We start from the raw sequence: 18278 nt of genomic DNA on the forward strand, positions 1-18278 counted from the left end.
TCGTAATGGGTCGTAATGGGTCGTAATGGGTCGTACGGACCGGCCGAAACGCCCTCAACCGGGTGCGGGAGCCTGATCGGCTGCCGCGTAGGCTGTGGGCGCCTTGGGGTGTCGTCTAAGGGCAAGACCTCAGATTTTGGATCTGATGATGGGGGTTCGAGTCCTCCCACCCCAGCCACCCTCTGACCAGCGCTTTTGTCGCGCTGGATGCGGTTCGCTGACGATCAGTGTCAATGGGAGTGTCAATGAGTACACTCCGGACATGCCCACCGAGGCCGCTCCGAAGCGCCGCCAGCGCGGGTTCATACGGCGCCGCGGGAACTCATATCAGGTGCTCGTCTACGCCGGCACGGACCCGTTGACGGGTAAGGACAGCTACCTCACCGAGTCGACAAAGGACGCTCGGGAGGCCGAGCGGATCCGCACCCGGCTTCTCGCGCAGGTCGACCAGCAGCGCCAAGGGACGATCGACAGCCACCTGCACGCCCTGCGCCACTACTCTGCGACCGAGCTCATCACCGCCGGCGTCGACATTCGCACTGTCGCCGGCCGCCTCGGCCATGGTGGAGGCGGCACCACCACCCTGCGCGTCTACACTGCCTGGGTAGCCGAATCAGACAGACGTGCAGTCGAAATCCTCGCCGACCGGCTAATGCGCTCGGCTCCATAGCGCCCAGGAAGCGGAGCGCAGTAGGCACATGCGGCCATGATCGCGGCCTCTTACACGGAGCCGCCCGGCCCATTTGCGTGAAGGAATTCTGCGCCAATTACAGTGATCAAGTCCGGCCGGATCCGCGCCAGAGCACGCAGGCAGGTGCTCCAATGCCCAATTACTAGCGCCTGCGCGAGGAGATGGTGTGACCTATCACTCGGGTAGTTCACTGCTAAATCGCTGAGAGTCTTTGAACGTTCTATCGGGTCGGTAATCTCGGACGCAACTGTCTCGGAACGCTGCATATTTCCTTTACTCGCCCACCCTTGGGTTACCACCCCAAGGGCACGAGCACGCGAAGCTGGCGCTGCAATGGAGAACACAATACGCTCGGCATCCGTCATTTCGCCCGAGGAAACCGCGACCTCTACAATGGAGGCCAACGTCTTCGCTCGCAATTGTCCGTCGGAGATTCTCCGAGCAGTCCCCTCGGCGGACAGGATGTTTCCAGAGAGTGCTATTGCTGAGGCTATGGTGCTCAATGCTCGGTGGCGAAGTACAGGGTTGGAGATGGTAGCCGCAAGGCGCTCCGCCCTTTCTGACTCGCCGATTGCGACCAACTGGTGTAGGACTTCGTTCAGTGCGCTATCGCGATATGACCCCTGAGGGGTCATATCCACCATAACCAACGCACGATCTACAAGTTCACGAGCAGCGTCTACATCTCCATTTGATGCCGAAGCACGTGAAAGCGTAGCCAGGGCTCTCACGCGGAGCACCGGGACAGAGATCGATTCAACCACTTTCGCGGCCTGCTCGATGTTCCGGTCGTGAACAAGTATTAGCGCGCGACCTACTAATCTCTCGGATAGTTCAAATGGCGTTAAAGAAGAGTCTGTCGGTGGGGCTATCGGCTCGTCTGCTGATGTCGCATCGTCGTCTGAATCTGTTACGCGGACGGTCTGCGCCGGCTGCGTATTTCCACCACTCCGGCCCGAATTTACGCGAGACGGTAGATAGAATGCCTTAGTTTTGTACGCCGGGTCTTCTATTAAGCCCGAGATTCGCTTCACTTGCTCAATGTCCCCGACCCCAATTGCGACTTTTGCGACCAAAAACAACGCGACCGACTGCTGGGTAACATCAGAGACCGATTTGGCTACCTCCAGCGCTCGGTCGAGGTTACCGGCGCGTGCTACTGCCTCTGCCGTCGTAGTTAACGCACGATCCCGCCGTGGGACGTCAGAAATCGAATGCGCAAGATGGACAGCTTGCTCGATGTCTCCGACCGCTGCTGTGGCTTGTGCCAGTGCGGCCTGACCGACGGCAACTCGGCTCCCTCCGTCGAGCGATCTTGAGATGGCTTCAGCCTCATTAGCAATTTGCTCAGCTGTATGCTTCTCGCCGGCCATAGCTACATTGGATGCAAGAACTGCAAGCGCTCTTGCGCGTCGGCGAAGGCTGGGAATATCACGAACGAGCTCAGCGGCACGGTCTGGGACGCCACAAAGAGCTAGTACGCCGGCAATAGATGTTAAGGCGTCGGTCCTTTCGGATGCCTTCGGGGTGACAAGCGCTGCGGACTCGGCCTCACGCAGGATCTGCCAAGCTGCTTCCGGACCGTAAATGGATCGAACTTCGCGGGCGACAGCAGCAAGGATCCATGCTCGCCGCCCCGGATTTTGGATAGAGAATGCAAGACTTTGAGCTTCGGCAGCGATGCTATCTGCGCGACGACGAGCGCCAGATATTGACGCTGCTTTAGCGATGGTCGCTAGGGTATGGGCTCGATCGGCTCGGGGGCGTATTGAGCGGGAAATCGAGTATCCCCGTTTCCAGTTTCCTGACTCAGCTATTTCTAACGCGACGGCACTAACGGCACCGGCACGCTCTGGTGAACGGTTGATCTCACCGGCCAACGCGAGCGCCTCTCCTATATTTCCGGTTGCTGCGACGGCGCGTGTCACAGCTCTGAATGCATCGGCTCGTTGGGGTCCGTTATCTAGCGCTTTAGCGGCAGTTAACGCTCGGCCAATTAAGGCTTGTGCATGGGGTATATCCCCAATCTTGGCGTACGCACGAGCGACGGCGGCATTGGCATGAGCCTGTTCCTCGCTGTCCGTGGAGGTGATTGCACGTAGCCCCTGCTCTGCCTGCTCCGCGACCGCTCGCGCGCGGTCCAACTCTCCGAGAGCATTCAACTCTTGCGCCACCGAAACCAAGGCTCGAACTTGGCGAATCGGAGTAGTGATGGAGCGTGCCAGGGCCTCGGCGCGGCTGTAGCGTCCCACCTGGGCCCAGACTACGGGAAGATTGACGGGCAGATGATCGTTACGCTCCGTAAGTCGAATTCGGTGGACGGCAACCCTGCCCAACGCGACAAGATCCGGAGAAGTTGTGCTCAGCAGCTGTTCCTGTGTGGCAAATATTTCGCTGAGCGCCGCGCTGTCACCGCCTATGATGTCGAGCATGCGGTTATGCCGATCAGGGTCCGTTACGCACTTCAGCATGCGTGGTGTGTCGGCCGTAGCCTGCAGGAGCCTGAAGTAGCCGCGTAGGGGATACTCAGGAGTGTTAGGTGGCCACTTGGCCGCTCGGTATCCTTCCACCCACTCGTGGATCCGTTCTCGGTATTCTTCCAGCCGCGTCTCTCCGAGGAATCGCAGTGCTTGTTGGTAAATTTCTTCGTGGCCGAGAACGTAGACGGGAACCTCCGCCTGCCATCGGCCCGCTCGGGAGTTGAAGGTGCGAGCAGATACGGCTTGAAGATGATCCTGTATCTCCCATGCTGGCGCGTCCGTAAGCTGCGCCAAATCCCCCTCCGAGAGGCCGCCTCCTGCTGCTGTCAGGAGGCCAAGCAAGTCCTTCTCGATGGCACTCCCACGAAGAAGTCTTTTGAGTTCCCGCTCTGCATCCTGCCGAACCACCGTGGCATATTCCGATCGACGCAATGATCGAACAATGTCTGCTTTCCGTAAAGGGTGACTATCAGGGACATCTGTCGGAATTGGGGGATTGGGGCGTCCGGCAACGATCACCCGCATCCCTGCTGGGGGGTTCTCGGGAAGAACTGCGGCGATGCTATGTGCGTCTGGGGAAGTAGTGACCCCGGAGTCCTCGTCGAGACCGTCCACTACCAAGATCAGGCGCTCTTCCCGACGCCTGCATAGGTTCGCGGCCCGCTCGAACGCATCTAGTAAGTGGGCCTCGCGGGTTGCTCCTGTCAATAGCACCGGCATAGGTTCGCCGAGTAGTTCTAGAAGTTGTTCGTGCACGACTTCAATAAAAGCTGTTCGGTCCGCTTGCCCTGCCCAGCGTGCCGTAATGAAAAACGATACAACCCTCACGCCTTGCGGCGGATTCAAGGCGAAGCTCGACAGCAAGGCTGATTTCCCAGCCCACGCTTCGGCGCGCAACCAAAGATATGAGCTCGACTCGAGGGATGTGCAAAACCGTGTAAGCTCGGCCAGGTCGGTCTCCCTGGCGCGTAATTGCTGGGGCGCTATTCGCCGTACTTGGGAGAGGTACGCGGACCGTGCCAAAATTCTTGTTGGCCGCTGTTCGGTCGCGGTCTCTTGGTCATCGCTCGACGATCCTCCCACCAGAGAGTATCCGACCAAATCGCGGCGCAGAGATTCCATGTTCTTTGCGGCTGCATTTGGTGCGTACCTGCCGGCGAGTTCGCTCAGTCGACTAAATAGGCGATCGGCCGCAGCTGCTGTGCCAGCCGAGACGATTCCGCGGAGTCGAGCAACGCAAAATGAGCGGTCCGATTCGTCAATGCCTTCAAGTCGGATTTCTCGAAGCGTAAGGGAAGTGAGAAGGCGCCAGGTCAGCTCAGAGTTTGGCAGCCTCTGAGTATCGATTCCCTCCGTCACTGCGGCTAGAGCGACAACCTTATCGATCTGTTGCAGTCTCTCCCTAGCTGTGCGGTTCAAGCGCCCGACGCGTCTGACCTCGGACCTGAAATGATCTTCGCTTCCAGCGTCCCTAGCCATGGCAGCTAACTCTCGGAGCTGTCGTACGTGCTGGTTGGGGCTAGCGACAACCAACGCAAGTCGCCACCGGCCGGTGGCTATCTCGGCTGGATGATCGTGAATTACTCGAAGGTAGGAGCCGAGTAATTCGACCGAGGCGCGATCGCTTGGCACAAACGAAGGAGACCTGCGTACTCCGATCGATACCAGGCGGGGAGTGCCATCCGCTGAATATCCGCGCACTACCACGTCGTCGACGACGCTGTAGGAACTAGCTTGGAAGTGGATCTCGCGCGGGGTTACGTCGTCCCCAAGCTCGGGCAATGGGTCTGCAGTCAGCAGATGGCTCAACAGCAGTGCACCGTAACGATGCTCCAGGACGGTGCCTCCGCCGCCCGTTGAGTATGGGCTCGCGCGTCTCCTCTGGGGTCGAGCAGCGGAATGATCAGCCACGCGCTGAGTTTAGACCGTCTCTAGTAGGCTTGAGCACCAAATGTCGCTGGTCGGTCGACCTCGCGACGGACGCTTCGCATAGGTGTTGGTGCCCAACGGGCCACCGACGGCTACTGCTGTCGCGGAACTCCGCCTCGGATCGTCAGCGCCTCAGGCAAGGTCAGGTCGGTTTAGATCCGCTCCCGCCAACGGTTGGTCCGGATGGCCAGGTGACTTCGAGTTCCTCTGGGCCATATGGGTTCTGGTAGAAGGACCGCAGGCAGTATTCGATCACGGGCTGCGCGGCGTTGGCGAGGTTGATGAACCAGTCGACGCCAGCCGGGTAGGACCAGAGGTAGGAGCGCGGGCTGCGGGTTCGAGCCGCGGTCAGTGAGGAAGTCGGAGATCTGGGCATCGGTCCAGTACGGCACGCGCTCGCGTGCGTGACGCACGCACTGGTCGATGCTGGAGCCGGTGTTGATCGCGAGGTGTAGCTCGCCGCGGACGAGTTGGGTGTAGTGGTCAAGCCGCACCCGCGTCATCAGGAGCTGGTCGTCGGAGGCGACGAACAGCGGCAGCGCCTGGGCGAGGCCTTCGAGGAGGACCTGCTGGTTGGCGTGGACGGACATGAGGCGGACCCAAGGCACGTCTTCAGCGGCGCAGCGCGCCGACCAACTGGCGCCCTGGAGCCCATGCCCGAGTACCTCGTGGAGAGCGAACTGTCTTGCGGCGACCTCGGTGAAGGTCGCTTGCCGAAGGTTGAGGCGTAGCCGGACGTCGGCGCCCACACCGTCCAGCCAGTACGCCCAGTACGCGTCGACGTCGGCGGTCTCAATGGTCAGGTTGAAAGGCGCGTCGGAGCCGGTCGCGCGGCGTACGGCCTTCTCGTAGGTGTCGGCGGCCGCGCGAATAGCATCCGGCGCGTCCGCTGTCTTCATGTGCCCTTCGAGTGCCCGGAACTCCTTGTCGGTGTTCGGCCCCCAACCGATCCCGACGTCAGCAAGCGCAGAACGAGCAAGCTCGCCGCGTTCCCTCACGTACTCGTCGGACCATCCCGCCGCGCCGCAGCCCTGCGTGGCGCGGATGTATTCGGCGAACGGTGGGCGCTCGCCGAGGAGGCTGCCGAGGTAGGCCAGGTCGGCGGTCAGGCGTGCGGATACGTGTGGCGTCTCGGCCTCGTCTGTGCGCTTACGGAGCGCCCGGAGTTGTTCGTAGACCTGAAGCCGGCTGGTCGCAGGCTCGATGGTCTCGGTCGTGGGGTGGCAGTCGAAGTCGATGACTGCGGGCGTGCCGCGGTTGACCTCGTAGGCGTTCCAGGCCCGAAGGACCGACTCAAGCTCGTCACGAAGCTTCACGGCGCAAGCGGCGTACCCGGAACCTGCGCGGGGTCGCCAGGCCAAGCCGCGAGCGGTCGACAAGCGAGCCTGGCGACCCCGCGCAGAACCCGGGTGCGGACAAGCTGTCCGACCGACGGGAGATGAGCCCTCATCACGACCTGGTATCGGCTGGGTGCGCCTCACATCCGCTCGGGCGCGGACACTCCGAGCAGGCCAAGCCCGTTGGCCAGGACCGTCCGCGTGGCGGTGACCAGCAGCAGCCGGCCGCGATGAAGATCGGACAACTCCTCGTCGTCTTGCGGCAGTACCCGGCAGAGGTCGTAGAACTTGTGGAACGCGGACGCGGTGTCCTCGAGGTAGCGGGCGACCCGGTGCGGCTCGCGCAGCTCCGCGGCGGTGGCCACTACGCGTGGGAACTCCGCGAGCGTCCGGAGCAGGATGCCTTCCTTCTCGTGGGACAGCAGCGACGGATCGAAGGTGTCGACAAGACCGGTGAGAGTGTCGGCCGAGATCCCAAGTTCGTCCGCGTTCCGCAGGATCGAGGACAGGCGTGCGTGGGCGTACTGCACGTAGTAGATCGGGTTGTCGTTGGTCTGTTTGGCCCACAGGTCCAGGTCGATGTCGATTGTGCTGTCGCAGCTGTATCGGGCCAGAGCGTAGCGAGCCGCGTCTACGCCGATCGCGTCGACGAGATCGTCGAGAGTGATCGCAGTGCCGGCGCGCTTCGACATCCGCAGCGGTTGGCCGTGGGAGAGGAGGTTCACCATCTGTCCGATGAGGAACTCCAGGTTGACTCCCGGAGTGTCGCCGAACGCGGCACACACGGCGTTCATCCGCCCGACGTACCCGTGATGGTCCGCGCCCAGCATCATCAGGCACCGGTCGAAGCCACGTTCGCGCTTGTCGAGGTAGTACGCGACGTCGCCGGAGATGTAGGTGCCATTGCCGTCGGACTTGATGATCACCCGGTCCTTGTCGTCGCCGAACTTCGTGGTTCGCAACCACAACGCGCCGTCGTGTCGGTAGGTGTTGCCCATGCTGGAGAGCCCGGCTGATGGCCCGCTCGACGGCGCCGGAGTGGTGGAGACTGTTCTCGTGGAAGTACACGTCGAAATCGACGCCGAACTCGTGGAGCGTCTTCTTGATCTCGGCGAACATCAGCTCGACCCCGACCGACCGGAAGACTTCCTGCGCCTCGTCGTCGGGCAGTGTGAGGGTGTCGGGGTGTGTGGCGAGTACCTGCTGGGCGATGTCGACGATGTACTGGCCGGCGTAGCCGTCCTCGGGGGTGGCCGCGCCGCGGGCGCTGGCGAGTAGGGACCGGGCGAAGCGGTCGATCTGTCCGCCGTGGTCGTTGAAGTAGTACTCGCGGGTGACCTCTGCTCCGCTGAAGGAGAAGATCCGGCCCAGGGCGTCACCTACGGCTGCCCAGCGGGTACCGCCGAGGTGGATCGGCCCTGTCGGGTTGGCGGAGACGAACTCGAGGTTGATTCTCTCCCCGGCGTACATCCGGTTACGGCCGTACGACGAGGCGGCGGTCACGATCTCCGCTGCGATGGCGCCCTGCGCGCCGGCATCGATGCGTACGTTCAGGAATCCCGGACCGGCGATCTCCACCGACGCGATCCCGTGCACCTCGCGGAGTCGGTCGGCCAGGAGCGCGGCGAGGTCGCGTGGCGGCATCCCCGCCTTCTTGGCCAGTTGGAGCGCGATGTTCGTGGCGTAGTCGCCATGCTCTCGGACCTTCGGTCGCTCGACGATGACCTGAGTAGGTACTCCGTCGGGCAGGGTCACCGTGCCGTCAGCAGTCAGACTCGCCAAGACGGCGACTACCGCGGACGAGAGCTGTTCTGAGGTCACCGGAGGATCCTATCGGCGTCGAACTGTCCCCGGCACGAACGTTTCCGGCAAGGGTCGGCGTCCTGTAGGGGCGACGAAGAGGGCCCCGCTGTCTTGGACCTAACAGGTGATGCCCGGTTCGTGATGAGGCTCAACCGAGGCACAAGGGCATTGCCGCGCGCGGAGAACAGTCCTCGTTGGGCCCCGCCTCGACGTAGTTCGGAAGCAGCAGACAACCAGTCGTAGCCGCAAAACCGCCCACTTGCGGGATTAGCAAGATCGTCGTAGCAAGCGGTCGCCAAGTCCTTGGCCTCCGCGGCGAACAACGACCGAGAGCGACAAAGCTACCCGCCGCCGCCCTGCTTCCCGGCATGATGACCACACGCCGGCCTGCCACGCGATCACGAGATCCACGATTCAGCGGGGTGTGCGCGTATAGGGGCTGTGAGGTCGCCGGGGGTGGGGGAGTGCGATGTGGTGGCGAAGATGGTCGTGGCCGCGGCGGTTGGGGTGGACGCTGCTGATGGTGGCTTTACTGCTCTTGGCGGTGGGTCTTCCGGTACGGGCGTGGGGCGCGAGTGGCGATGAGTTCAACCGATGGGTGGGGTTGTCGAACGTCCTGGCTCTGAGTCTGGGCGTGGTCGGCTTCCTGCTGAACGTCGTCGATCGGCGCTGGCACGCCGATGAGGTGTTCGCGAAGCGCCTGGATCAAGCGGCCGACGAGCTAACCGACCAGGCGTTGAAGAAGGAGAGCCGCGCGTTGCGAGGGCTGCTCGCGGCGGGCCAGTCTGGCTCAGCGGCGGCGGATGTGAGGTTCGCAGAACGGCTGGTCGTCTTCGCCGAAGCGGGATCGGGGTGGTCAGGGCATCTGGGTGAGGTAGGACTGTTTTACCAAGACCATGCGACCGGTGGACGACTGGTGATCCTGGGTGATCCTGGGTCGGGTAAGACTGTGCTGGCGGTGCAGTTGCTCGTGCAAACCCTCGAGGCGCGGCAGGAACAGCCAGATGGTCAGACTCGGCGGCTGTTGCCAGTGCCGGTGCGGGCCAGCCTCCCGACCTGGAATGTGGACGTGCCCTTCGAAGAGTGGCTGACCCGTCGGCTGGTCGCCGACTACGGTATGCGGCGGCAGGAGGCGACGGCGCTGGTGGCGGCCCGGCGGGTACTTCCGATGCTGGACGGGCTAGATGAAATGGACCCGCAGGATGGCGACCCGCAACGGGCACGGCGGGCTGTGGCACGGCTCAACGATGAGTACACCGCTGGTGAGCGCGGTGCACCGCTGGTGCTGACCTGCCGCAACGACGAATATCTCGCCTTAGGCCAGCCGGTCCGGCCCGCCACCGAGGTCGTCATCCAACCCCTGACGCCTGATCAAATCCGTGACTACTTGCGTCTCGAGGTCGGCACGAGTGCGAGACCTGACACCTGGAAGGGCTGGCAGCTGCTACTGGACCAGTTGGACACCGACGTCGGCATCGAACTGTTACACGCGTTGAACACCCCATGGCGGTTGACCCTCGCGGTCACCTACGGTCGGGCCAACGGACACCCGTCGAGCCTGCTCCGCCAGATCGACGCCAGCGGGGCCGAGGACTCCGACGCTTACCACAGCAGGGTCCGGAAGCTGCTGCTGGAGCAGTTCATCCCCACCCGGATCCGGGTGCTTGACTCCACCGCCAACACCGCCCAGATCACGGCGTGGCTGCGGACTGTGGCTCGGCACCTGGCCTGGCAGCAACAGCACGGCATGGCCGGCACCGACATCGTGCTGCACCAATGGTGGCACATCGCCGGTTCACGGCGAGTACGCCGCTGGCACGCCTGTACCAACGTCGCGCTCTTAGTCGCTGGTTTCGCTGTGATCTTCTCGGCGTTCAGTAGATTCGATCCTCTCGCCGTGACAGACACCGTTCGGTACTACCTGAGCCCACTGTCCGTATTCTATTTCTTCTACATCTTGGTAGGCGCTTTTTTTGTGCTGGTCATAACGGCCTGGTGTCAGTTGGCGTGGTCAACAGGTCACCAAGAAATGGTGAGGCCGAAGGGCGCCAGCCTGCAGCAACTACACACCCCCCAAGGCCGCCGCCGCCTCGCCAGGGAACTCCCGAGAAACCTAGCGGTTGGGTTCGGGTGTGGATTCGTACTCAGCGCGTTCGTGGTCGGGAGCTTGCCCAGCGAGGCCGCCCTCGTGGTCAGCCTCGCTGTCAGCTTCACGTTCGCGCTCACGTTCGCGCTCACGGCAGGGCTGACGCCGCTGGACGCGGCAGGTTTCAACCCGCGCGACGCATTGCGAAACGACCTAGTCAACTGGCTCGCGCTCTCGCTCGCGGCCGGGCTGTCACTGTTGCTGTCGCTGTCGCCCTGGCTCAAGGGTAGGGACTGGGGGATCGGGCTCTTATTTATAGCCGCATTCGGGTTCGTGATCACGTTAGGAGCCACGCTCACGAGTGGGCTCGCGGCCAATGCATGGCTGCGGTACGTACTCGCCCTCTGGCTCACGCGCCGCGAGGGGATCTTGCCACTTGGTTTCGGAAGGTTTCTCAACCGCTGCCACCAAGCCGGGATCCTGCGTGAGAGCGGAAACGCCTACCAGTTCCGCCACCTGGAACTACGCGACTGGCTCCAGCACCCACCCCAGCCCTCGTACCAAGCCGCATCCCCCAACACCCTGACTCCCACGGACACGGCACAGAACTAGTAGGTCGGTGCGAGCAAGACGGTTACCTCGGTGGCGCTCACCGGTTGCTTGCGCCCGAGGTCCTAGAGTGCAGGTCAGAGCGGACGCCTTAGTTTAGCCAGCACCACCTCGACGTGCCCCCACTCTCTCGGGTGGGGGCACGTGTTATGTGAACCGAAAGTGAGAGATGCCACATGCCTGAGTGGAGCGCCTTGGAACGTCGGAAGGCCAGCTTGCGACGCGCCCGCGACTTTGGGGATGGAGGCGGGCACGAATGGTCGACCGACGTGCAGTTCGCCCCCGGTCCTGAGCCTGGAACCGGCAAGATCCTCATCGGCAAACACCTACCGACGTGGGCGGAGGGGATGAGCTACCTGGACCTCAAACAGATCCCCGACTACTTCCTGCGCCCTGTGTGGTTCGCCGAGTGGTACAGCGACGATGGGCCTGAAATGGCCACCTGCCCGGTCAACCACCAGCGCGGCGTCTATGAGTGGGCCGCCCGCCAGCATGCCGCACGGGTGCTGGAATCAGTTCAGGGCGCGGTCGGTGAAGGCGGGCCGATCGAGCCGCCTGAAGCGGTCAACCGGGCACCTGACCCTGGCTGTGGGGTCTTAGAGATCCGATTCGACCAGGGCAAGCCTCAGTGGCAGGGGGTCTGGTACGACCTCTACGCGGGGCTGGCGATCTTCACCTCGGATGACCTACGCGAAGTCGTGGACTGGGCGGTGAAGCAGCCCGCCGAAGCCAGGCTGTTCTTCGACGTGGGCAGGAATGAGGGAGTCGACCTGGAGACGTTCCGTGCCGATCCGGGGCGCTACATCTACGAATACGACTGAGCTGGACGGCGGCAAGGCAAGCTCGGGTCTATTGGTTGGTACCTGATCCACCTGAGAGGACACCACACATGATGATCGGGAGCGCCCTGCAACCGCAGGGCGTTCGGGGAGAGGGACCGGGTGAAGGTGCGGCGACACCAGCCGCGTCAGACGATGCCCCGGCGCCATTCCCGTCGATGCTCCGCGCACGAGAACCCACTCGTAACGCGTTGCTCAACGTGGGGGACATCTCTCCGCAGGCCCGCCGGACCCGGCCGCCGGCTGTCAATGGCACTGTCAATGAACTGCAGGCGCATGTGGCTCTGGATGACACCTCAGACAGCGCTTCGGCCAGAATCGCCGCAGGTCAGCAAGGGGCTGACGGTGATCATCGCCTTTTGGATCTGATGATGGGGGTTCGAGTCCTCCCACCCCAGCCACCCTCTGACCAAGCGCTTTTGTCGTGGTCGACCCAGTTCGCTGCCGATCGTCTGGGCCTCTACGCATGACCACGCCACGAGCCGGCGTACGGAATATCTGGCGGCAACATGGGCTGTAGGAGGAGACCGCTACGAGAGGAGATCCAATGCGCGCGGTGGTCTATGACGAGTACAGCTCGGACCCGAGCACCCTGGTTGCGCGAGAGCTTCCCACCCCGAAGCTGTTTCCCGGCTCGGTTCTGGTCGAGGTGCGTGCCGCCGGCGTGAACCCGGTCGACTGGAAGGCGATGTCGGGCGGTCTCGACGGGCTGATCGACGCTGTCTTCCCGGTGATCCCCGGTTGGGACGTCGCGGGGGTCGTGGTCGGTCTGGGCATGGACACGCCGGAGTTTCAGATCGGCGACGAGGTGATCGCCTAGGCCCGTAAGGACGTGCTGAGCGGTGGATCCTTCGCCGAGCAGATGGCGATTCCGGTGCACGCGGTGGCTCGTAAGCCCGCCTCGCTCACCTGGGAACAGGCGGCGGGTCTGCCACTGGCTGGGGGCACCGCGCTACGAACGCTCGACGCGCTGGAAGTGGAGGCCGGCCAGACGCTTTTGGTGCACGCGGCCGCCGGTGGGGTCGGCGGCTTCGCCGTGCAGATCGCCCGGGCTCGCGGTGCACGAGTGATCGGCACCGCCTCCGAACGCAACCACGCCTACCTGCGCGAACTCGGTGCGGAGCCGGTCGCCTACGGCGAGGGTCTGGCCGATCGGGTCCGGGAACTGGCTCCGGACGGAGTCGATGCGGTGGCAGACTTCGTCGGAGGTCAGCTCGAGGTGACGCTGTCGGTGCTGAAGTCGGGCGGGCGCCACGCCTCGGTCACCGATGGGGAGGTCGAGGCCCATGGAGGCCGGTTGATCTGGGTGCGTCCGGACGGTGCCGAAACCGCGCGGCTGGCCGCGCTGGCGGACGAGGGGCACCTCACCGTCGAGGTCGGGGCGACCTACGGTCTGGACGAGGTTGCGGAAGCCTTCAAGGTCAGCCAGGGCGGGCACTCTCGGGGCAAGCTCATCGTGGTTCCGTAGGTTGGCTGCGCAGAACTGCTCGGGCCCGCCAGCAGCTGGTGCCAAGGTGGCGGCGCTCAGCCCGGTCAGCGGATGAACCGGAACATGTGGCCGCCATGGCGTGGCGTCGTGGGCGCTCCAACGAAGCGATGGACGCCAACCCTGAACCCTGCGTCGTGGGGGCGGATCACCGTGTCCTCAACGAAGTCCTGTTGAGCGAACACCTCGCGTACGAGATCGACTGGATCGCCGGTTGAGGCACTCGGGTCTTCGGTCCTCTCGGCGCCACGCGTCCAGATCACCGAAGCGTGGGGGGCAAGCAGTTGAGGCAGGGTCGCGATCGTGGTTTCCAGATCCTCGTGGGTGATGTTCCCGAACACACCGCACGCGAGGAACACGTCGGCTCGGGGCACCTCGAGATAGGAGTCGAGTGCACCTGCGTCGGCCGTGCGAACGTCGATGCCGTGGAGACCAAGGCCGGCCGCTTCGCGCCGGGCGGTACCTGCGAGATCACCGTCCAACTCAACGAGGACGGCGCTAACGTGACCGCGCCCAGCGGCAAGTACCGGAAGGACGTCACGACCGTCCCCTGCGCAGATACTCACCAGCTGAGTGGGGTGAGAACCGCGGGCATCGAGGATTCGGGTCAGCTCCGTTCGAACGGTGCCGAGACGTTTCGACAGCGAGCCCGCCGGATCGTCGTACTTCGCATGCCACTCGTGCCAGTCTGTCTTCGCCACGAGATCCAGTTGATCACACCTCTGAGCGGCGCGGCGGAGCGGCGAAGGTCCGGCCGTCGGTTGTACGAATTTCGCTCGGCGGACGAGGATGCTGGACGTCGCAGCCACCAGCCGCCATCGTTGGCCTGTGGCCACCGAGGACGACGTGAGACGCATCTGCCTGGCGCTGCCCGGCGTCACCGAGCGGCTCAGCTGGGGTCGCCCGGCCTGGTTCGCGAGGACTCTCATGGCTCGGGTGTGGGAAGACGACGTGCTCACCGTCAAGACTCACGAGCGTGACGCGCTCGCATCGGCGGAGCCGGACACCTACTACTGGACCAGTCACCACGATCGATCACCACAGTTGGTCCTTGTCCGGTTGGGGCGAGTCGACGTGGACGAACTCGATGAGCTGCTCCGTGACTCGTACCGGATCGCCGGCATCTGAGGACCGCGGTTCTTCTGCCTCTCTGCAGCGCACGTGAGCGTCGTCAGCGGGAGAGGTCGACGAGGAGGATGCCCTCGTTGCCCGGCGGAAGCTCACCGATGATCGTGCCGTCAGGAGCCACCGCCAAGGCGCCGCCGAAACAGCCGCCGACGTCACGTGCTGCGAGGTGGTTCACCATCAGGGCACCGACTCCGGCGCGCGCGGCCCGATCTGCGTAGACGAACCGCTCCTCCCGTTCCCACTGCTCGGCGTCGGCCACCTCGGAGTCGTAGCTGCGCGCGAAGGGGAAGAGCAACCAGTTCGGCTGGACGCGGCGCAGCCGCTGCACGAGTTCGTCGTCGAACAGGTCGCCGCAGAGGAGGAAGGCGCAGGTTCCGAAGTCGGTCGACGCCACAGGAAGATCTGTTCCTTGGCGGTAGACCCGACGGTCCGGCGACCCGTGCCACTGCGGACTGATCCGCCGGTAGTGGAGCTGAACCTTCCCGTCCGGGTCGATGAGGATCGCGCTGTCGTAGAGGCGCTCTTCCGTCGCCGTCCGCTCGCGTTCGTACATGCCGATGGCGATCCACATCCCGGTCTCGCGTGACAGGGCGCCCAGGTGCTCAGTGACCGGCCCTGGAATCGGCTGGGCGAGCAGACGGTCGTGTGCCGGGTCGTCGTTGCCCACGAAGCCGGTCAGCGCCGTCTCGGAGAAGACGACCAGGTCCGCGCCCTTGCCGGCGGCTTCCCTCGTCAGCTTCGTGATGCTGGTCAGGTTGGCTGCCTGGTCGGCGACCACGCGGTGAACCGCAAGCGCAGCTTGCATCGGATCTCCCGGGTTCAGATCTCGCGCCAGGTTTCGGCGAAGGCCAGTGCCGCCGAACTGCCGAACCATCCCTCCGGCTGATGGACCTCGCCGCGGGCGGCAACGCCGTTCACGCGCACCTCGCCCACCGCGCACGGGCAGGCGACGACCGAGGTCTCGAAGCCGGTCAGCTGCGTCGTCACCTGGAAGCAGTCGAGCACCTCCCGCCATTCGAGCTCGATCGTGGCGGCCGCGGTGACACAGGTGATCCGGTGGAACCGGTCGCCGCCGGAGACCTCGGCGAACCGGGCCGGAACAGGTGACCCGCTCTCGATGCCGCGCCCACGGATCGTGTCGTAGTCGCGGTAGAAGTGCTCCCAGACGTACGTGGCGAGTTCGGGGTTGTCGGTGTAGATGCCGATCGGCGCGTCCACAGCGAGCCCCGACTGCTCGGGGTCGGCCCAGATCAGCAGGGCGCGTCCCGCACCGACGGGTGAGTACCGCGCGGTCCACATGCTTGCCAGTACGACGATGTCGTCACTGCCGGGGCGGTAGAGGATGATCATCGGGTTCTCACCGGCGATCTTGATACCGCGCTGGGTGATGGGCTCGTGCACGCCTGCCTCCTGATCCGCCGGTCGGCTCACGCCGCCGAGCATGACACGTGGTGTCGGCCAACGGTGCTGGCAGTTGCTGGTCGCGACGGATAGCTTGGGCAGCCGACGTCGAAGGAGTTCACGGTGGGAGCACAGTCCGAGGTCGACTTCCGCGACACGGCAACGGGACGACGGCAGAGCTGGCGCGGTGCGAAGAAGCACGTCAAGCGCGTGCTCGGCTGGCGGCTGCCGAACGCGGCGATGCGGGCGACGGTGTCCGCGGTTCGCCCCGAGCTGCGCCGGACGGGTCGGCTGCCGGCACCGGCAACTGTGCGCGAGGTCACCGGCATCGTCGACGACGAGCGCTACGTCATGCTGGCTCCGGCGGCGTGTGTGGTGGCGAAGGAGCTGTACTGGGGCAAGGGGCGACGACCCCAACCGGCTGACGACTTCGCCGTACGGATGTTCGCCGCTCTCGCCCGACCGGCCGACGTGATGCTCGACGTTGGCGCGTACACCGGGCTGTTCACCCTCGTCGGCACCACTGTCAACCCGAAGCTGACAGCGCACGCGTTCGAGATCGTTCCCGAGGTCTACCGGATGCTGTTCGACAACTGTGTGCGCAACCGCGTCCTTGACCGAACGACGTTGCACCACGTCGGTCTCGGCCTTCCCGGCTCGACCGTGGACATGCCGATCGCCTCGGGTGACTCCGCCCTGCCGTGCTACTACTCCGTGGACATGCACTTCAGCGACGGTGTACCCATCGGCATCCGCTCGCTGGACTCGTTCACCGATGTCGCCGAGTCTGATGCGCGCGTGGTGATGAAGGTGGACGTGGAGGGAGGCGAGCACGCAGTGTTCGAGTACGGGCAGAAGTTCCTCGCCACCCACCGGCCCGACATCCTGTGCGAGGTCCTCGAGCACAGTGACGGTGCGGGCTTGGCGGAGTTCGTGGAGCCGCACGGCTACCGGTTCCATCTCGTTCGCGACCACGATCTGGCCCCCGCGAGCGACCTCAGCCCGAACTCGCAGTACCGGGACTGGCTGTTCACCACCCGGAGTGCCGAGGAGTTGCGCGACCTCGGGATTCCGGTCGCCGACTGATCCTCGGCCGACCGCGCCGGCAACACTCTCGTACGATCGGCCTGATCATGCCAGACCAGAGGATGGTTGTGAGCCGGGTTGGGACAAGCTGAGGGTGACCATAGCCTGAAGGACACGTCCGTCGCGCGAATCATCTGGCGTACGCCGTTCCTGAGGGCCGCGTGCATCAGTCTGTTCGTCGCCGGGATCGGCACGTCGTCGACCATGCCGCAGATGACGTTGTACCTGGTCACCGAGCTGCACATCCCGATCCAGGCCGCCGGGCTGTACTACCTGGTCAACCTCACGGCGCCGGTCGCAGGCTTTCTGGTCGGCACGCTGTCGGAGCGGTTGGCCAACCGGCTGTTCCTGTATCGAACCTGCGCGGTGATCGCTGCACTCGGCTGGACCGCGATGGCGCTGGCCGACCGGCCGTGGATGCCGTTCCTCATCGGGGCGTTCGTCCTGAGCTTCGGCGGCGGTGCGATGGGGCAGCTGTTCGCCGCCACCCGCGACGAGCTGAGCCGGCATCCGTCCCCGGCGGACAACAGGATCGTCTCCGCCGTCCGCATGTCGTTCACCGCAGGCTGGATCGTCGGCCCCGTTCTCGGCAGCTGGTTCGGCGCGACCTTCGGCCTGCGGCCGCTGCTCCTGGCCAACGCCGCGTGCCTGGTCGTGCAGCTGGTTCCGCTGGGCACCCGCCGCGTCGAACGTTTCAGGCTGGAGACCGGCAAGCCGGACGAGAGCGCCGAGTCGACGGCTCGTCGGCACGGTGATCGCATCAGAGGAACGACGAGGTACGGAACGAAGAACGGGCTTACGCCGCTGCTGGTGTTCCTCGGATGCTGTGTGCTGGTGATGAACGGGGACACCATGAAGTTCGCGTTCCTTCCGTTGTACATGGCCAACCAGCTGCACGTCGGTGACGCCCTGCGCGGGACCGTGATCGCCGTACAGCCGTTCCTCGAGCTCCTTCTGATGCCTGTCTTCGCCCGGCTGGCCGACAGGTTCACCCCGATTCGGGTACTCGCGATGGCGGCGCTGCTCGGAGTCGGCGCCCATCTCGCGTACGCCACCAGCACTCAGGTCGCTGGGTTGTTCGTCGGCCAGATGCTGATGTCCGGGCTGTGGGCCGCGGTGGCGGGTCTTGGCATCACCGTTGCCCAGCAACTCTGCCCGGACAGGATCGGGCTCGCTTCGTCGATGTTCAGCAGCTGCATCCCGCTCGCCGGAGCCGTCGGCGGGTCGGTCGGAGCGTTCGGCGTCGGTTGGCTCGGGATACCCCAGCTGTTCGTCATCCCCGCCGCACTGACCGCCCTCGGGTTCGTCGGCTTCCTGCTCACCGCACGTCGTTTCCGTCCGGACGATGCCGCCTTCGCGGCAAGGGTGTGAGAGAAGGACCATGGCACCTGCCGACAGTGACG

General features: G+C 64.3%; 15 protein-coding genes, 1 tRNA gene and 1 pseudogene. 10 read left to right on the top strand and 7 right to left on the bottom strand.

Annotation, left to right across the window (positions count from 1 at the left end):
• Positions 1-104: 104 nt before the first annotated feature.
• A tRNA-Gln gene (locus tag FHR37_RS01845) sits at positions 105-178 on the top strand.
• Positions 179-262: 84 nt separating this feature from the next.
• Positions 263-670, top strand: coding sequence for a tyrosine-type recombinase/integrase (locus FHR37_RS30795; RefSeq protein ID WP_202817914.1), 408 nt, complete (start codon positions 263-265; stop codon positions 668-670).
• Positions 671-720: 50 nt separating this feature from the next.
• Here FHR37_RS30795 and FHR37_RS01855 read toward each other — a convergent pair whose 3' ends face one another.
• The 3 genes from FHR37_RS01855 to argS all read right to left on the bottom strand — a co-directional run bounded on the left by FHR37_RS01855 (position 721) and on the right by argS (position 7435).
• On the bottom strand, positions 721-4068 hold the full coding sequence (locus FHR37_RS01855) for a P-loop NTPase family protein (protein ID WP_139238828.1): 3348 nt from the start codon (positions 4066-4068) through the stop codon (positions 721-723).
• A 1184-nt stretch (positions 4069-5252) separates the two neighbouring features.
• Positions 5253-6416 carry a hypothetical protein gene (locus FHR37_RS01860; protein WP_202817915.1) on the bottom strand — a complete coding sequence of 388 codons (1164 nt, stop codon included), beginning with the start codon at positions 6414-6416 and terminating at the stop codon, positions 5253-5255.
• 161 nt (positions 6417-6577) lie between these two features.
• Positions 6578-7435: an arginine--tRNA ligase domain-containing protein gene (argS, locus tag FHR37_RS32280; protein WP_269086062.1), complete on the bottom strand. Its 858-nt coding sequence runs from the start codon at positions 7433-7435 to the stop codon at positions 6578-6580.
• On the opposite strand from argS, the gene FHR37_RS32285 reads away from it, so the two are divergent.
• The gene (locus FHR37_RS32285; protein ID WP_269086063.1) at positions 7434-7715 is read left to right on the top strand and encodes a hypothetical protein; all 282 of its coding nucleotides are present in this window, start codon (positions 7434-7436) and stop codon (positions 7713-7715) included. The two genes, argS and FHR37_RS32285, sit on opposite strands and share 2 nt — an antisense overlap.
• 321 nt (positions 7716-8036) lie before the next feature.
• Here FHR37_RS32285 and FHR37_RS32290 read toward each other — a convergent pair.
• Positions 8037-8258: pseudogene (locus FHR37_RS32290) on the bottom strand (arginine--tRNA ligase); the annotation flags it as partial.
• Positions 8259-8760: 502 nt separating this feature from the next.
• On the opposite strand from FHR37_RS32290, the gene FHR37_RS01870 reads away from it, so the two are divergent.
• From FHR37_RS01870 to FHR37_RS01880, 4 genes are all read left to right on the top strand, one after another.
• Complete coding sequence (locus tag FHR37_RS01870) at positions 8761-10938, top strand: NACHT domain-containing protein (protein WP_175542365.1); 2178 nt, start codon at positions 8761-8763, stop codon at positions 10936-10938.
• A 173-nt stretch (positions 10939-11111) separates the two neighbouring features.
• Complete coding sequence (locus FHR37_RS01875) at positions 11112-11756, top strand: hypothetical protein (RefSeq protein ID WP_139238829.1); 645 nt, start codon at positions 11112-11114, stop codon at positions 11754-11756.
• A 565-nt stretch (positions 11757-12321) separates the two neighbouring features.
• Positions 12322-12594: an alcohol dehydrogenase catalytic domain-containing protein gene (locus FHR37_RS31160; RefSeq protein WP_237768595.1), complete on the top strand. Its 273-nt coding sequence runs from the start codon at positions 12322-12324 to the stop codon at positions 12592-12594.
• Between the two features lie 12 nt (positions 12595-12606).
• Complete coding sequence (locus FHR37_RS01880) at positions 12607-13242, top strand: NADP-dependent oxidoreductase (protein ID WP_237768596.1); 636 nt, start codon at positions 12607-12609, stop codon at positions 13240-13242.
• 65 nt (positions 13243-13307) lie between these two features.
• Here FHR37_RS01880 and FHR37_RS01885 read toward each other — a convergent pair whose 3' ends face one another.
• Positions 13308-13961, bottom strand: coding sequence for a class I SAM-dependent methyltransferase (locus FHR37_RS01885; RefSeq protein WP_092881521.1), 654 nt, complete (start codon positions 13959-13961; stop codon positions 13308-13310).
• A gap of 127 nt (positions 13962-14088) precedes the next feature.
• On the opposite strand from FHR37_RS01885, the gene FHR37_RS01890 reads away from it, so the two are divergent.
• Positions 14089-14388: an MmcQ/YjbR family DNA-binding protein gene (locus tag FHR37_RS01890; protein ID WP_092881523.1), complete on the top strand. Its 300-nt coding sequence runs from the start codon at positions 14089-14091 to the stop codon at positions 14386-14388.
• Positions 14389-14431: 43 nt separating this feature from the next.
• Here the strand turns inward: FHR37_RS01890 and FHR37_RS01895 are convergent, their stop codons facing one another.
• The gene (locus FHR37_RS01895) at positions 14432-15193 is read right to left on the bottom strand and encodes a carbon-nitrogen hydrolase family protein (RefSeq protein WP_175542366.1); all 762 of its coding nucleotides are present in this window, start codon (positions 15191-15193) and stop codon (positions 14432-14434) included.
• Positions 15194-15207: 14 nt separating this feature from the next.
• Complete coding sequence (locus FHR37_RS01900) at positions 15208-15789, bottom strand: hypothetical protein (RefSeq protein WP_175542367.1); 582 nt, start codon at positions 15787-15789, stop codon at positions 15208-15210.
• A gap of 123 nt (positions 15790-15912) precedes the next feature.
• Between FHR37_RS01900 and FHR37_RS32865 the strand changes: the two genes are divergently transcribed.
• Together FHR37_RS32865 and FHR37_RS01910 are read left to right on the top strand one after the other, a co-directional pair.
• Complete coding sequence (locus FHR37_RS32865; protein WP_092881527.1) at positions 15913-16875, top strand: FkbM family methyltransferase; 963 nt, start codon at positions 15913-15915, stop codon at positions 16873-16875.
• 78 nt (positions 16876-16953) lie between these two features.
• On the top strand, positions 16954-18246 hold the full coding sequence (locus FHR37_RS01910) for an MFS transporter (RefSeq protein WP_092881529.1): 1293 nt from the start codon (positions 16954-16956) through the stop codon (positions 18244-18246).
• Positions 18247-18278: the final 32 nt, after the last annotated feature.

Origin of the sequence: Actinopolymorpha cephalotaxi, assembly GCF_013408535.1 — a bacterium.
Lineage (GTDB): Bacteria > Actinomycetota > Actinomycetes > Propionibacteriales > Actinopolymorphaceae > Actinopolymorpha > Actinopolymorpha cephalotaxi.

Excerpts from the sequence above, each read along its gene's own strand:
- FHR37_RS30795 (WP_202817914.1), top strand. The coding sequence starts at position 263 with ATGCCCACCGAGGCCGCTCCGAAGCGCCGCCAGCGCGGGTTCATACGG.
- FHR37_RS32285 (WP_269086063.1), top strand. The coding sequence starts at position 7,434 with ATGCTGGAGAGCCCGGCTGATGGCCCGCTCGACGGCGCCGGAGTGGTG.
- argS (WP_269086062.1), bottom strand. The coding sequence starts at position 7,435 with ATGGGCAACACCTACCGACACGACGGCGCGTTGTGGTTGCGAACCACG.
- FHR37_RS01870 (WP_175542365.1), top strand. The coding sequence starts at position 8,761 with ATGGTGGCTTTACTGCTCTTGGCGGTGGGTCTTCCGGTACGGGCGTGG.
- FHR37_RS01875 (WP_139238829.1), top strand. The coding sequence starts at position 11,112 with ATGCCTGAGTGGAGCGCCTTGGAACGTCGGAAGGCCAGCTTGCGACGC.
- FHR37_RS31160 (WP_237768595.1), top strand. The coding sequence starts at position 12,322 with ATGCGCGCGGTGGTCTATGACGAGTACAGCTCGGACCCGAGCACCCTG.
- FHR37_RS01895 (WP_175542366.1), bottom strand. The coding sequence starts at position 15,193 with ATGCAAGCTGCGCTTGCGGTTCACCGCGTGGTCGCCGACCAGGCAGCC.